This window comes from Thioalkalivibrio sp. ALJ24 (genome assembly GCF_000377785.1).
Taxonomy (GTDB): Bacteria; Pseudomonadota; Gammaproteobacteria; order Ectothiorhodospirales; family Ectothiorhodospiraceae; genus Thioalkalivibrio.
In genome coordinates, this window is the sequence record NZ_KB898727.1 from 137,156 (window position 1) to 152,766 (window position 15,611).

At 69.7% G+C, this 15,611-nt stretch carries 11 protein-coding genes; 7 read left to right on the forward strand and 4 right to left on the reverse strand.

Annotated elements, in window-relative coordinates; all coding sequences use genetic code 11:
• Window positions 1-12 precede the first annotated feature (12 nt).
• The 4 genes from D571_RS0106495 to D571_RS0106510 form a co-directional block, all read right to left on the reverse strand.
• Complete coding sequence (locus D571_RS0106495) at window positions 13-636, reverse strand: 2OG-Fe(II) oxygenase (protein WP_018935865.1); 624 nt, start codon at window positions 634-636, stop codon at window positions 13-15.
• A gap of 209 nt (window positions 637-845) precedes the next feature.
• On the reverse strand, window positions 846-1,619 hold the full coding sequence (locus D571_RS0106500) for a molybdopterin-binding protein (protein ID WP_018935866.1): 774 nt from the start codon (window positions 1,617-1,619) through the stop codon (window positions 846-848).
• 42 nt (window positions 1,620-1,661) lie between these two features.
• Window positions 1,662-2,756 (reverse strand): ferrochelatase, encoded by a 1,095-nt coding sequence (hemH, locus tag D571_RS0106505; RefSeq protein WP_018935867.1) that lies wholly within the window; start codon window positions 2,754-2,756, stop codon window positions 1,662-1,664.
• 71 nt (window positions 2,757-2,827) lie between these two features.
• Window positions 2,828-3,427 (reverse strand): HNH endonuclease, encoded by a 600-nt coding sequence (locus D571_RS0106510; RefSeq protein ID WP_026287650.1) that lies wholly within the window; start codon window positions 3,425-3,427, stop codon window positions 2,828-2,830.
• A gap of 352 nt (window positions 3,428-3,779) precedes the next feature.
• On the opposite strand from D571_RS0106510, the gene D571_RS0106515 reads away from it, so the two are divergent.
• The 7 genes from D571_RS0106515 (at window position 3,780) to hrpA (ending at window position 15,604) form a co-directional block, all read left to right on the forward strand.
• Entirely contained in the window at window positions 3,780-4,910 is a 1,131-nt protein-coding gene (locus D571_RS0106515) for a Re/Si-specific NAD(P)(+) transhydrogenase subunit alpha (protein ID WP_018935869.1), read from the forward strand.
• Entirely contained in the window at window positions 4,907-5,215 is a 309-nt protein-coding gene (locus tag D571_RS0106520) for an NAD(P) transhydrogenase subunit alpha (RefSeq protein WP_018935870.1), read from the forward strand. The genes D571_RS0106515 and D571_RS0106520 overlap by 4 nt, the downstream gene beginning before the upstream one ends.
• On the forward strand, window positions 5,212-6,600 hold the full coding sequence (locus D571_RS0106525) for an NAD(P)(+) transhydrogenase (Re/Si-specific) subunit beta (protein WP_018935871.1): 1,389 nt from the start codon (window positions 5,212-5,214) through the stop codon (window positions 6,598-6,600). The genes D571_RS0106520 and D571_RS0106525 overlap by 4 nt, the downstream gene beginning before the upstream one ends.
• A 387-nt stretch (window positions 6,601-6,987) precedes the next feature.
• Entirely contained in the window at window positions 6,988-9,213 is a 2,226-nt protein-coding gene (locus D571_RS0106530; protein ID WP_018935872.1) for a primosomal protein N', read from the forward strand.
• 83 nt (window positions 9,214-9,296) lie between these two features.
• On the forward strand, window positions 9,297-11,060 hold the full coding sequence (argS, locus tag D571_RS0106535) for an arginine--tRNA ligase (protein WP_018935873.1): 1,764 nt from the start codon (window positions 9,297-9,299) through the stop codon (window positions 11,058-11,060).
• A gap of 3 nt (window positions 11,061-11,063) precedes the next feature.
• Entirely contained in the window at window positions 11,064-11,657 is a 594-nt protein-coding gene (locus D571_RS0106540; RefSeq protein WP_018935874.1) for an SPOR domain-containing protein, read from the forward strand.
• Between the two features lie 2 nt (window positions 11,658-11,659).
• Window positions 11,660-15,604, forward strand: coding sequence for an ATP-dependent RNA helicase HrpA (gene hrpA, locus D571_RS0106545; protein ID WP_018935875.1), 3,945 nt, complete (start codon window positions 11,660-11,662; stop codon window positions 15,602-15,604).
• Window positions 15,605-15,611 lie beyond the last annotated feature (7 nt).

Genomic DNA, 15,611 nt, shown 5'->3' on the forward strand with positions numbered 1-15,611 from the left:
ACGGCCAAGGTCTCAGAAGCGGGCGAGACTGTCCAGCGGGCTGGCGCTGTCGCGCAGGCGCATCCAGCAGGCGATGCTGGCACGCCAGCGGCGGGTGGGCAGTACCGCATGCGGCACGGTCTGGCTCAGGAACAGCGCCGCCGTCCCGGCCTCCGGCTGCACACGTTCCAGCTCGCGACCATCGGGGGCATAAAAGGCCAGCTCGCCGCCGTCGCGCCCGCGCCAGTGACGGTTGAGATACAGCACCAGCGACAGGCGGCGGCGATTACCCGCGCGAAACGCATCCACGTGGCGGGCATAGCCGGTCCCGGGCGGATACAGGGCGAAATGGGCCTCGGTCTCGAACAGTCCCGGGATCAGGTCGCGGGCCAGCTGCCGCCGGATCTCCTCCAGCCGCTGCAGCAGCGCCTGCTGTGCCGGCGTCGCGCCGTCCAGCCAGCGGATCCGGTCGCCCCGCTCGGCGGGATCATGACGCCGCTCCTGCCCGCGCCCCACGCGAGCCGAGCGCAGGTGACGCCCGTTGCGCAGCGCGTAGACCTCCCGGCGCAGGGCATCGGCCAGCCCGTCGTCGATGAACCCGGGCCAGACCACCCGTTCGTCACGCGCGAGCCGGTCCAGCCAGTCACCAACAGGCACAGACTCACTGGCCACAGTGGTACGGGGACCCCGGTAGCCCGGCACGAACATGGATGGCGATACCGCGGTCGCGGGCGGAAGGAACTGCGATGCGTGCGCATCAGCCGTTTGATAATGCATGGAAGGGAGCTTTCTCTTGCGGGTGCACGGCGGGGATGCGGCGCACTACCGAGGCAATATACCCCCGGTCCCGCACAACCGGAAGCGGATCACGCGTCTGAGCGCCCGGCAACGAGAAAACCGCCCTCGATCAGGCGCTGGCGCAGGGCCGCCCGGGCCTCGGTGACCCGGGCGGCGGGGCCGCGCAGGCCCAGTTCGACCTGCGGGGCACCATCCCGCATGCGCGGCAGGCAGGAGATGCGCAGGTCGGGAAAATCGGTCTCCATCGCCTCCAGCAGCGGGACCAGCCGGCTCTCGGTCACGCCTTCCAGGGTCAGCCCTTCTTCCACCGCCCCGGCCGAGGCATCCCGCCCGGGGAAGCGCCGATCGAGCACCCAGCGGGCCATCGGCTCGGCCATGTCCGGGAAGCCCGGTACGCAGTGGTGGCGGGCGCAGGAGAAGCCCGGGATGCCATTGACCGGGTTGGGGATCAGCTCGGCCCCTTGCGGCAGGTCGGCCATGCGCACGCGATGCGGCCGCGCCTCGTCGCCGAAGCGCCGCTCCAGCAGTTCGATGAATTCGGGATGGGGCCGCAATGACAGTCCGAGGGCCTCGGCCAGGCAGGCCCGGGTGCGGTCATCCGGGGTCGCGCCGATGCCGCCGAAGCTGAACACCTCGGCCCCGGTGTCCGCGGTCTCGCGGAAGGTCCGCGTCAGGCGCGCGGGGTCATCCCCGACGATGCGCAGCCAGGCGAGTTCCAGGCCCTTCTCCGCCAGCGCGGCGGTGAGGTTGGCCTGGTGGCGGTCGCGCCGCTTCCCGCTGAGGATCTCGTCGCCGATGATGACCGCGCCAATCTCGATGGTCTGTCCGTCATGGGGCTCCATGCCGCCCGCTTCTCCCCTCTGCCCGGCCACCGGCCGGCCCGTTCAGTTCTCCGCACCCAGTGCCAGGGCACGCTCGCGGGCCGCCGCCCGCTGTTCCGGGGCATTGTCCGGATCCCCCAGCCACGGCGCCAGATGCCGTCCGGCGAGGTCGGCCAGAAACTGCAGATGGTCGTCGCGATCGTTGAGCGCGGGGATGTAGTGGAAGCGCTCGCCGCCGGCCTCGAGAAAAATCTCGCGGTTCTCGTCGGCGATCTCCTCCAGGGTCTCCAGGCAGTCGGCGGAGAAACCGGGGCAGATCACGTCCACCGAACGCACGCCCTGCCCCGGGAGCGCCTCCATGGTCTTGTCGGTGTACGGCTGCAGCCACTCCTCGCGGCCGAAGCGCGACTGGAAGGTGACCTGCCACTGGTCGTCCTCGAGCCCCAGGGCCTGCGCCAGCTTGTGCCCGGTGGCATGGCACAGGCAGTGATAGGGGTCGCCATTGAGCAGATAGCGTTTGGGCACACCGTGGAAGGACATCACCAGCCGTTCGGGCTGACCGTGCTCCTGCCAGTGCTCGCGGACGCTGTTCGCCAGCGCACGGATGTAACCTTCCTCGGCGTCATAACTGGCCACGAACTGCAGATCCGGTACCCAGCGCCAGCCCTTCAGCACCTCCGCTACCGCGTCGAAGGTCGAGCCCGTGGTCGAGCCGGAATACTGCGGATACAGCGGCAGCACCACCACCCGACGCACGCCCTGACGCCGCAGTTCGTCCAGCCCCTCCTCGATCGACGGGTTGCCGTAGCGCATGCCCAGCGCCACCGGGACCTCCTCGCCGGTCGCCTTCTCCAGGCGCGCCCGCACGCCGGCCACCTGGCGCCGACCGATGGCCAGCAGCGGCGACCCCTCGTCGGTCCACACGGTGGCGTATTTCGCCGCGCTGCGCCGCGGGCGCACGTTCAGGATGATGCCGTTGAGGATAAGCCACCAGATCGGTCGCGGCACCTCGACCACCCGCGGATCCCACAGGAACTGCTTGAGATAGCGTCGCAGCGCGGCCGGGGTCGGCGCGTCGGGCGTGCCCAGGTTGGTAAGCAGCACGCCGGCATCGCGTGCCTGACCATGACGATAATCCGACTCTCCGAAGTACTTCATGTGGCTCCTTGCTGGCTGAATCCGGCGATCCGTGGGAGTACCGGCCGCCGCAAAGGTTCAGCCGGACGGCATCAGGATAGCGCGTCGTAATGATCGAGGCGCCCCCGCAACGGACTGCTGCGGGGAAAGTGGGCCTGCAGGAATTCCATCTGGTCGGCCAGCACCCGACGACCCTTGAGATAGATGTACTCGGCGTGCGTGGGGGTGAACGGGATCGCCAGCAGCTGCATGCCGGCCTGTTCCGGTGTGCGCCCGGCCTTGTGGTTGTTGCAGCGCTTGCAGGCAGTGACCACGTTCTTCCACACATCCCGGCCCTGCTGGCTGACCGGGGTCACATGGTCACGGGACAGCTCGCGGGCCGGGAGCCGCCGCCCGCAGTACAGGCACAGATGAGCGTCGCGCCGGAAAAGCGTGGGATTGTTGAGAGGGGGGACGTAGTGATCGCCCTGGCGGGCACGGGTGCCGTGGGTGGCGATGATGGAATTGACCTCCACCGCCGACTGGCGCCCCGAACGCGCGTTGATACCGCCGCGCATGGGATAAAGCGGCCGCCCGCAGGCGTAGGCCACCTGCTCGCAGTAATAAAGCCGCACGGCCTGTTCCAGGCCGATCCACTCCAGCGGCATCCCGGAGGCATCCGTGCGCAGGACCTGATGCTCGGTCGCCAACATGACCTCGCCCACCCTCAAGGAAACACGGGTTTCCCCACGCGAATCACGGGTTTGGCGCGGCCCGCCCCGTGAGCAAACCGGTGCTTCCTCGGCACGTTTCTGCACAATAAACGGCGTCGCGACGCAATACAACGTCATCCGCATGAACGCTGGCGGATCCCGCTGATTCTCCGCTCCTGTTTATGCGGGACGGCGATTCCGCTACACTCGCGAGCTTGATTTTCGCCGCGGGGCGCTGTCGGCCCCGCGTCATCCGGTTTTCCACCACCCGCGAGCGCGGCCGTGCCTCCCTTCGCATATTCCGGGGTCTTCCGGGGGGATTGCGGGAACGCACGGCCCGGGGAGAAAGCGCATGGCAATCAGACTTACCGTACCCAAGGAGAGTGCCAGCGGCGAACGCCGTGTCGCACTGGATCCGCTGGTCACCGGCAAATTCGGCCAGCTGGGCGTGAGCGTTCAGGTCGAGAAGGGCGCCGGCGAAGCCGCCGGTTTCCCCGATTCGGCCTACGAGGGCGCCACCCTGCTGGACACCGAGGCCGCCTATTCACAGTCGGACATCATGGTCCGCGTGGCGCCGCCCACGGTCGAAGAGGTCAACCGGCTGCCGGAAGGCTCGACGCTGGTGGGGCTGTTCCACGCCCACCGTCATCCCGAGGTCGTCCGGGCCATGCAGGAGCGGCGCATCCAGAGCTTCGCGATGGAGCTGATCCCGCGCATCTCGCGCGCGCAGAGCATGGACGCCCTGTCCTCGCAGGCGGCCGTGGTCGGCTACAAGGGCGCCATCCAGGGGGCCGATCTCGCCTGCCGCTTCTTCCCGATGCTGACCACCGCGGCCGGCACCATCCGGCCCGCCAAGGTGATCGTGATCGGCGCCGGCGTGGCCGGCCTGCAGGCGATCGCCACGGCCAAGCGCCTGGGCGCGATCGTCGAGGCCTATGACGTGCGCTCGGCGACCAAGGAGCAGGTGGAATCGCTGGGCGCGAAGTTCCTCGACCTGGGCGTATCGGCCGAGGGCGAAGGCGGTTACGCGCGCGAGCTGACCGCCGAGGAAAAGAAGCAGCAGCAGGAAGCACTGGGCGAATTCATCGCGCAGGCCGACGTGCTGATCACCACCGCGGCGATCCCGGGTCGCGAGTCACCGAAGCTGGTGCCCGAAGACATGGTCAAGGGCATGAAATCCGGCGCGGTTATCGTCGACCTGGCCTCGGAGGGCGGTGGCAACTGCGTGCTGACGCAGCCCGGCGAGACCATTACCCAGCATGGCGTGATCATCCACGGCCCGCTGAACGTGCCGTCGCAGGTTCCGCTGCATGCTTCGGAGATGTATGCCAAGAACCTGCTGAACTTCCTGACCCCGATGCTTCCCGAGGGCGAATTCCAGCCCGACTGGGAAGACGAGGTCATCGCCCAGAGCGTGCTCACGCGTGACGGCGAGATCGTGCACGCCGCCACCCGTGATGCCATCCAGGGAGCTTCCTCATGATCGAGATCTCAGGTTTCGTAGCGCTGTATATCTTCATGCTCGCGGCCTTCACCGGCTACGAGGTGATCTCCAAGGTGCCGGTCATCCTGCATACCCCGCTGATGTCCGGTTCCAACTTCGTCCACGGCATCGTCCTGGTCGGGACCATGGTCGCACTGGGCCACGCCCAGACGCCGCTGGAGCAGGCGATCGGCTTTATCGCCGTGATCCTGGCCGCCGGTAACGCGGCCGGCGGCTACGTGGTCACCGAACGCATGCTGGAGATGTTCAAGTCCAGCAAGGACGATAAGGGAGACAAGGCATGAGTCTGATCATCAACCTCGCCTACTTCGTGGCGGCGGTGCTGTTCATCGTCGGCCTCAAGCAGATGTCGTCGCCGACCACCGCCCGGCCCGGCATCATCTGGGCCGGTGTCGGCATGCTGCTGGCCACCCTCATCACCTTCGTGCACCCGGAGATCTCCGGCGGCGTGAACTACACCCTGATCGTTCTGGGTATCGCCATCGGTGGCGCGCTGGCCTGGTGGAGCGGCAAGAAGGTCCAGATGACCGACATGCCGCAGATGATCGCGCTGTACAACGGCATGGGCGGCGGCGCTGCGGCCGGCATCGGTGCGATCTACCTGCTGCAGGCCACCCCCGAAACGGTCACCACCACCGGCCTCGCCATCGCGGTGATCGGCTCGGTGATCGGCTCGGTAGCCTTCTCCGGCTCGCTGGTGGCCTACGCCAAGCTGCAGGGCCTGATGAAGAAGACCCTGAACTTCCCCGGACAGCAGCTGCTGAACCTGGTGATCATCGCCCTGGTGGTGATCCTCGGCTTCATGATGGCCCTGGGCGACGGCACCATCGGCGGCGGCACGCTGCTGGCGTTCTTCGTCCTTTCGCTGGCCTTCGGCGTGCTGATGACCCTGCCGATCGGCGGCGCCGACATGCCGGTGGTCATCTCGCTGTACAACGCCCTGACCGGTCTGGCGGTTGGCTTCAAGGGCATCGTGCTGGACAACCCGGCCCTGATGATCGCCGGTATCGTGGTCGGCGCGGCCGGCTCGCTGCTCACGCAGCTGATGGCCCAGGCGATGAACCGGCCGCTGAAGAACATCCTCTTCAGTCAGTTCGGTGGCGGTTCCGCCGCCGCGGAAGAGGAGATCGAAGGCACGATGAAGGAGATCCAGGCCAACGACGCCGGGATCATGATGGCCTACTCCAGCAAGGTGATCATCGTGCCCGGCTACGGCATGGCGGTGGCCCAGGCCCAGCACAAGATATGGGAGCTGACCGAGCTGCTGCAGAAGCGCGGCGTGGACGTGAAGTTCGCGATCCACCCGGTGGCCGGCCGCATGCCCGGGCACATGAACGTGCTGCTGGCCGAAGCCGGCGTGCCCTACGACATCATCTACGACCTCGACGAGATCAACGACGAGTTCAAGACCGCCGATGTCGCGATGGTGATCGGGGCGAACGACGTGGTGAATCCGGTCGCCCGGACCAACCCCGATTCGCCGATCTACGGCATGCCCATCCTCAACGCCGACGAGGCGCACAACGTCATCTGCGTCAAGCGCGGCAAGGGGTCCGGTTTCTCCGGCATCGAGAACCACCTGTTCTATGCCGAGAACAACCGCATGCTGTACGGCGACGGCCAGAAGGTCGCCGCGGAGCTGGTCGCCAGCGTCAAGGCGCTCGGCTGAGTCCAGACGGCCCGGGGACCCGCCCGGGCCGCTGCTCCGCACCCCCGAAGACCCGGCCCCGGTGGCCGGGTTTTTTTGTGGCTGTAACGCCCCGGGGGCTTGCAACTTGTACACAAGGCATGCAGGGGACGGACCGGCGAGGCGGAGAATATCCACTTGCGAAAATCAGCGCGCAAAACGTATTACATAAATAGCACAACTACCTGTTTTTAAGTGTTTTTCGAAAAGACTGGGCATTTTGTAGCCAATCTGTCATCGTCCGCGACACTACAAGGGTTTAGAAAGTTTCCCACCCTTTCTTCCACAGAGTTATCCACAGGTTCTGTGGACAACCACCAAAGCGCGCAACGGATTCGTGTGGGGCCCCGCCTCACGTACACTGCCCCCATGTCCGACACCCCCTCGCCCATCGTCCGGGTCGCGATCGACCGCCCGCTGGACCGGCTGTTCGACTACCGTCTGCCGGCCGGCGTCGAGGCGGTGCCCGGGATGCGGGTGCGGGTCCCGTTCGGACCCACGCGCCTGACCGGCGTAGTGATGGAGGACGGGGCCGACAGCGAGTTCGATCCGGCGCGCCTGCGGGCGGTCGCCGAAGTCCTCGACCCCACCCCCCTGCTGCCACCCAGCCTGCGCGAACTGCTGGCCTTCGGCAGCCGCTACTATCACCACCCGATCGGCGAGGTCGTGCTCGGCGCCCTGCCACCAGCCCTGCGCCGGGGTCGCCCGCTGCCCGAGGCAGCGACTCCGGAACCCCTGTGGGCCCTGACCGCGGACGGCCGCGCCGCCCTGCAGGCCGGTGCCATCCGGGGAGCACGCCAGCGCGCCATCCTCGCGACGCTGGCGGACCCGGCCGCCGCCCCCGGCGGCCGCCTCGACCGGCCGACCCTTTCCGGCATCCTCGGGCGCCGGCCCGCCCCGCGCGAAATGGAGCGCCTGGCCGAACACGGCTGGCTGGAATGCCGGACCCCGGACGATGCACCCCCGGACCCGGCGGATACCGATGCCGCAGCCGACCGCCCCCTGACCCCGGAACAGCAGGCTGCGGTGGACGCCCTCACGCCCGGCGAGGCCCGGCCGTTGCTGCTGGAAGGGGTGACCGGATCCGGCAAGACCGAGGTCTATCTGCGCATGGCGCAGCGGGTGGTCGCGCGCGGCGAACAGGTGCTGGTGCTGATCCCCGAGATCGCCCTGACCCCGCAGCTGGCCGCGCGCATCCAGGCACGTTTTCCCGGGCAGGTCGCGCTGCTGCATTCCGGGCTGGCCGAAGGCGAGCGCCTGCGGGCCTGGGCCAGCGCCGCGCGTGGCGACGCCCGGGTGGTGGTCGGCACCCGCTCGGCCCTGTTCACGCCCCTGCCCGAACCCGGCCTGATCGTGGTCGACGAGGAGCACGACGCCGCGTTCAAGCAGCAGGACGGCTTTCGCTACAACGCCCGCGACCTCGCGATCAAGCGCGGCCAGGTGGAGGGCATCCCGGTGGTGCTGGGTTCGGCCACCCCCACCCTGGAGACCCTGGAGGCCGCGCGTCAGGGCCGCTACACCCACTGTCCGCTGCGCACCCGCCCCGATGGCACCGCCCCGCCCCGCGTCGAGACCGTGGACACCCGCGTCCACACCCCGGACGAAGGCCTGACGCCGCCGCTGCTGGACGCCATGCAGGCCACCCTGGCCGGCGGCCAGCAGTGCTTCGTGCTGCTCAACCGTCGCGGCTATGCCCGAACCCTGGCCTGCGACCACTGCGGCTGGGTCGCCGACTGCCGCCACTGCGACGCCCGCCTGACCATCCATGCCGGCCAGCCGCGGGCGGTCTGTCATCTGTGCGGGCACCACGAACCGGTGCCCGCCCGCTGCCCCGACTGCGGCGCCGAGCTGGCCCGCCGCGGGCTCGGCACCCAGCGCCTGGAACAGGCCCTCGCGCGGCACTTCCCGCAGACCCCGCTGATCCGGCTGGACCGCGACAGCATCCGCCACAAGGGCGCGCTGGAGGAGGCGCTGGAACGCATCCGCTCGCTGGACGGGGCGATCGTGGTCGGCACCCAGATGCTGGCCAAGGGCCACGACTTCCCGCGCGTGGGACTGGTGGGCGTGGTGGACGTCGACCAGGGCCTGTATTCGGTCGATCTGCGCGCCACCGAACACACCCTGCAGCTGATCGTGCAGGCGGCCGGGCGTGCCGGGCGCGGCGAGAGCGGCGGGCGGGTGCTGCTGCAGACCGGACACCCGGAACATCCCCTGATCCGCGGCCTGGACGCCGACGACTACACCGCGATGGTGCGCCCGCTGCTGGACGAGCGCGCGGACAGCGGCTTCCCCCCGTTCGGCCATCTGGCCCTGGTGCGCGTGGAGGCCGCCGACGCCGCCACCGCCGAGGCCCGCGCCGGCGAACTGGCCGTGCCACTGCGCCAGGCGGCCGCCCCCGGGGTACGGGTCCTCGGCCCGGCCCCGGCCCCGCGCCACCGCGTGAACCGCCGCTACCGCGAACAGATCCTGCTCCAGTCGGGCGACCGCCGCGCCCTGCACGCGACCCTGCATCAGGCGCGCCGGGCGTGGGAAGGGATGAACCTGCCGCGCGAGCTGCGCATCGCCCTGGACGTGGATCCGGTCAGCCTCGCCTGAAACCGTTCGCGCCGCCACGCGGGGCGGCATGTCGGACGCCAAGGGGTTAGAATACGCGTTTTGCCAGCACGGACCCGCGACCCTTGAAAGACACCCTGACCCAGGCCCTGGAAACCGCCCTCGCAACCCTCGTCGCCGACGGCCGCGTACCGGCCGATCATGGCGTGTCAGTGGAGGTCAGCCGCGCGCGCGACCGCGAGCACGGCGACTTCGCCAGCAACCTCGCGATGCAGCTGGCCAAACCCGCGCGCAGCAAGCCGCGCGATCTGGCCGAGGCGCTGACCGCCGCCCTGCCCGAGGTCCCCGGGCTGGCCAGCACCGAGATTGCCGGTCCCGGGTTCATCAACTTCCGCCTGGCCGCCGATGCGCGCACGCAGGTGCTGGGCCGGATCGCCGAGCAGGCCGGCGATTTTGGCCGCTCGAACGCCGGGGGCGGGAGTCGGGTGCAGGTGGAGTTCGTCTCTGCCAACCCCACCGGGCCGCTGCACGTGGGGCATGGCCGCGGGGCGGCGTTTGGCGCGACGGTCGCCGACCTGCTGGATTTCTCCGGCTACGACGTCACCCGCGAGTACTACGTTAATGACGCCGGCCGGCAGATGAACATCCTCGCGGTGAGCGTGTGGATGCGCTATCTGGAGCGTCACGGCGTAGAGCTCCCGTTCCCGGCCAACGGCTACCAGGGCGATTACATCTACCCGGTCGCCGATGCCCTGACCCGTCAGATCGGTGAGCGCGGTGTGCTCCCGGCCGCGGACGTCACCCGCGATCTCCCCCCCGACGAGCCCACGGGCGGCGACAAGGAGGTCTACATCGACGCCCTGGTGGGGCGCGCGCGGGATCTTCTGGGCGAAGCCCTGTGGGGCGCGTTCTTCGAAGGCGGGCTGAACGCGATCCTCGAGGATATCCGCGACGACCTGCTCGAATTCGGAGTGGAATACCAGTGCTGGTTCTCGGAACGCAGCCTGGCCGATTCCGGCGCGATCGACGCGGCGGTGGAGGACCTGCAGGCGCGTGGGGCCCTGTATGAGCAGGACGGCGCGCTGTGGTTTCGCTCCAGCGACTTTGGTGACGACAAGGACCGGGTGGTGCGCCGCGAGAACGGCGACTACACCTATTTCGCCTCCGATATCGCCTACCACCGCGAGAAGTTCCAGCGCGGCTTCGACCGCGTGATCAACATCTGGGGCGCCGACCACCACGGCTACGTCCCGCGCGTGCGCGCCGCACTGCAGGCCCTGGGCCTGGAAGCCGAGCGCCTGGACGTGCTGCTGGTGCAGTTCGCGATCCTCTATCGCGGCGGCGAGCGTCTGCCGATGTCCACCCGCTCCGGGCAGTTCGTCACCCTGCGCGAGCTGCGCGACGAGGTGGGCTCGGATGCCGCGCGCTTCTTCTACGTGCAGCGCCGCTGCGACCAGCACCTGGACTTCGACCTCGACCTGGCCAAGTCGCAGTCCAACGACAACCCGATGTACTACATCCAGTACGCCCACGCGCGCATCAGTAGTGTGCTGCGCACTGCCGACGAACGTGGCCACCGGGCCGCCGCAGCAGAGGCCGACGGTCTCGCCGAACGCCTCGTCGAGTCGCACGAGGACGACCTGCTGGACCGCCTGGACCGCTTCCCCGAGGTGGTCGCGGCCGCCGCACAGGCCTGCGAGCCGCACCAGATCGCCCAGTACCTGCGCGAACTGGCCGGCGGTTTCCATACCTATTACAACGCCGTGCCGTTCCTCAATGCCGGAGACGACGAGCTGATCGCCGCCCGCCTGGCGCTGGTGACCGGTATCAAGCAGGTGCTGGGCAACGGCCTGCGCCTGCTGGGCGTGCACGCGCCGGAGCAGATGTAGCCCATGGCCCAGGCCCGCAAGGTACGCCGCAAGCCGGCGCAGAAGAAGCAACGGGGCCCGCTGCCCGGCTGGGTCTGGCTGCTGGCCGGCCTGCTGATCGGACTGGGCGTGGCCGCGGTCATGTATCTGCAGGGGGCCGACCGGCCCGACAGCCTCGGCGACTGGCTGAGCGAACGCGACCGCCCGGAGGTCGAGTCGCCGGCGGAAGAGCCCGCCGCCGACCCGCCGCCCGAGGAACAGGAAACCCGTTTTCGCTACTACGAGCTGCTGCCCGAAGACGAGGTCCCGGTGCCCGATCCGCCGGCCGCCGAGGAAGACGAACCCGCGCCGCTGGCGCCGGAAACCGCCACCCCGGACGATGGCGAGCCCGTGCTGCTGCAGACCGGCTCGTTCCGGCGCGCCGAACAGGCCGACGAGATGCGCGCCCGCCTGACCCTGCTGGGCCTGTCCCCGGAGATCAGCGAGACCGACGTCGACGGCGAGACCTGGTATCGCGTCTACCTCGGCCCCTACACCGATCCGGACCGCACGCGCGAGGTGCTGGAACGCCTGCAATCGGAAGGCATCGAGGCCCTGCGCCTGCGCGACCGGGGCTGAATATGGGATCCGGGGAGAGCGCCGCGCCAGATCTCGACGCGCTGTCCGCCGAGGTCGACCGCGTCCAGCGCATCGCCGAACGCCGTGACCTGCAGGACCTGCTGCGCCGTGCGCGGCGCCGGCGCGACCGCGGCCAGCCCTGCGACCGCCTCGCCCGCAACCTGCGAGAGCGCCTGACGGCCGAGCAGCAGCGCGAAGCAGCCACCGAGGCCCGCCGCCCCGAGCCTGTCTACACCGGCGACCTCCCCGTCCATGCCGAACGCGAACGGATCATCGAGGCGATCCGCACCCACTCCGTGATCGTGCTCTCCGGCGAGACCGGCTCCGGCAAGACCACGCAGCTGCCCAAGCTGTGCCTGGAGGCCGGACGCGGGCGCGGCGGCCTGATCGGCCACACCCAGCCACGGCGCATCGCCGCACGCTCGGTGGCCGCGCGCATCGCCGAGGAGCTGGGCACCCCGCTGGGCGAGGAGTCCGGCGCCGCGGTGGGCTGCAAGGTCCGCTTCTCCGACCGCACCGGGCCGGACAACTTCGTCCGCCTGATGACCGACGGCATGCTGCTGGCCGAGATGGCCCACGACCCCGAGCTGCTGGCCTACGACACCGTCATCGTCGACGAGGCCCACGAGCGCAGCCTCAACATCGACTTCCTGATGGGGGTCCTGCAGCGCCTGGTGCGCAAACGTCCGGAGCTTCGGGTAATCATCACCTCGGCCACCCTGGACCCGGAACGCCTGTCGCGGTTCTTCGACGACGCCCCGATGATCGACGTGCCCGGACGTACCTATCCGGTGGAGCTGCGCTACCGCCCGCTGGAACCGGATGCCGCAGACGACGACGAAGACGATGACGGCGGCGAACGCGACCTGTTCACCGGCATCCGCGACGCGGTGCGCGAATGCCGCCGCGCCGGCCCCGGCGACATCCTGGTGTTCCTGCCGGGCGAACGCGAGATCCGCGATGCCCACCGCGCCCTGCGTGGCGAGGAATCCGCGCCCGACACCGAGGTCCTGCCGCTTTACGCGCGGCTGTCGGCGCGCGAGCAGTCACGGGTATTCCAGGCGCACTCGGGCCGGCGCATCGTGCTCGCCACCAACGTCGCCGAGACCGCGCTGACCGTACCCGGCATCCGCTACGTGATCGACTCCGGGCTGGCCCGGGTGTCGCGCTATTCGTGGCGCACGCAGGTGCAGCGGCTGAGCCTCGAACCGGTGTCACAGGCCGCCTGCGACCAGCGTGCCGGACGCTGCGGCCGCCTCGGGCCGGGGGTCTGTATCCGCCTGTTCTCCGAGGAGGACTACCAGCAGCGCCCGGCCTTCACCGACCCGGAGATCCAGCGCTCCAACCTCGCCTCGGTGATCCTGCAGATGGCCGCGCTGAAACTGGGCGACCCGCGGCGCTTCCCGTTCGTCGACCCGCCGGATTCGCGCCTGATCAAGGACGGCTATCGCCTGCTGGAGGAACTGGGGGCGGTGGATGCCGGCCATCGCCTGCAGGAGCGCGGCCGCCAGCTCTCGCGCATGCCGGTGGATCCGCGCCACGGGGCGATGCTGCTGGCCGGCGCCGAGCATGGCTGTGTGACCGAGACCGCCACCATCGCCGCGTTCCTGTCCCTGCAGGACCCGCGCGAGCGCCCCGCCGACGCCACGCAGGCGGCCGACACCGCGCATGCCGAGTTTCGCGTCGAGGGCTCCGACTTCATGGGCATGCTGCGGCTGTGGCAGGCCTGGCACGACGCGCGCGAGGCACGCGGTTCGAACGCCCTGAAGCGCTGGTGCCGCGAACACTTCCTCAACTTCATGCGCATGCGCGAATGGCAGGAGCTGCGCAGCCAGCTGCTGCGCCTGGCGCGCGACATGGAACTGCACCCGGGCCGCGCGACGGCCGAACCCGAGTCCGTGCATCGCGCCCTGCTGAGCGGGCTGGTCAGCCAGATCGGGCAGAAGACCGAACGCGGCGACTACCTCGGCGCGCGCAACCGCCGCTTCCAGATCCATCCGGGCTCGGTGCTGGCGAAGAAAAAGCCCAACTGGGTGGTCAGCGCGGAGATCGCCGAGACCACCCGGGTATATGCCCGCGAGAACGCGCGCATCGAACCCGACTGGCTGCTGGAGGTGGCCCCGCACCTGCTGCGCCATCATATCTTCGAGCCCCATTTCCAGCGCCGGAGCGGGCGGGTGGGCGCCTACGACCGCATCACCCTCTACGGCCTGGTGGTCGCGGCGAAAAAGCCGGTGGACTTCGCCCGCCACGACCCCGAGGAGGCCCGGCGCATCTTCATCCGCGAGGGACTGGTCGGCGGCCAGCTGCGCACCCGTTCGCGCGGCGTGCGCGCCAACCGCGAGGCGGTGGCCGCGATCACCGAGGAGGAGGCCCGCGGCCGGCGCCGCGACCTGCTGGCCGAGGAGGACCGGCTGTTCGAGTTCTACGCCGCGCGCATCCCGGACGACGTGCGTGACGGCCCGTCGTTCGAGCGCTGGGTGCGCAAACGCGAGCAGAAGGACCCCGACTGCCTGTGCATCGACCCCGCCGAGCTGCGCAACGAACCGGAAGAATCCCTGCCGCAGGGCGCCTACCCCGACCACCTCGAGCTGGAAGGCCTGCGCCTGCCGCTGCACTACCGCTTCGAACCCGGGAAGGAAGACGACGGGGTGACCGTGGACGTCCCTGTGGCGGTACTCAACGCGGTGCCCGACTGGCTGGGCGACTGGCTGGTGCCGGGGCTGCTGGAGGAGCGGGTCACGGCGCTGCTGAAGAGCCTGCCCAAGAGCCTGCGGCGCCAGTTCGTGCCGGCTCCGGACTTCGCCCGCGCCGCACTGGCCCGACTGGAGCACTGCCAGGGCCCGCTGCTACCGGCGCTGGCCGAGGAGCTGGAGCGCATGACCGGCACCGCCATCCCGCCCGATGCCTGGCGCCCGGACACGCTCGAACCGCACCTGATCCTGCGCTTTCGCATCCTCGACCCGGAGGGGAACGAGCTGACCGCCGGGCGCGATCTGCCGGCGCTCAAGGCCGAACTCGGCGGCACTGCGGAGGCCACCTTCGACCCCGGTACGACGGACGGCCCCCAGCGCGAGGGCATCACCGAATGGGACTTCGGCGCATTGCCGGAGAGCGTGGAACACGAACACCAGGGCGCCCGCATGCGCGCCTTCCCGGTGCTGGTGGACTGTGGCGACAGCGTGTCACTGGAGCTGGAACCCGACCCCGCCGCAGCCGAGCGCCGCCATCGCGCCGGGCTGCGCCGGCTGTTCCTGCTCGCCCTGCGCCCGGCGGTGCGCGATCTCAAGCGCCAGCTGCCGGACATGGACCGCGCCAGCCTGCACTACGCCACGCTCGGCCAGGGCGACACCCTGCGCGACCAGATCCTGGAAGCGGCGGCCGACCGGGTGTTCCTCGCCGACGCCCCGGAACACTGGCCACGCGATGCCGAAGCGTTCGCCGAGCGCCTGGAAGCCGGGCGCGGCGAACTGGGTCCGGCCGCCACCGAACTGGCCCGCCTGGCGGCCGACATCCTCGCCCGCTGGCACGACCTGCGCTCCCGGCTGCACGGCGATCTCCCGCTGTCCTGGATCGAGGCGGCACGCGACATCCGCGATCAGCTCGATGCCCTGGTCCCGCCGGACTTCCTGCTGAGCACCCCACCCGACGTGCTGCCCGAGTTCCCGCGCTACCTGCAGGGCATCGAGCGGCGCCTGGAGCGTCTGAACCGGGCCCCGGACAAGGACCGCGCCGGCCGGGTGGCGGTGGAACCGCTGTGGCAGAAGGCCCGCGACCTGCTGGAGCGTCGCCCCGATGACCCCGATGTCCTGGCCTTTCGCTACCGCATCGAGGAGTTCCGCGTATCGCAGTTCGCCCAGGAACTGGGCACCCGCGAGAAGGTTTCGGCGCAGCGTCTGGAACGCGAATACGACACGCTGATCAAACGTCTCGCCGGATCCTTGTAGGCAACGG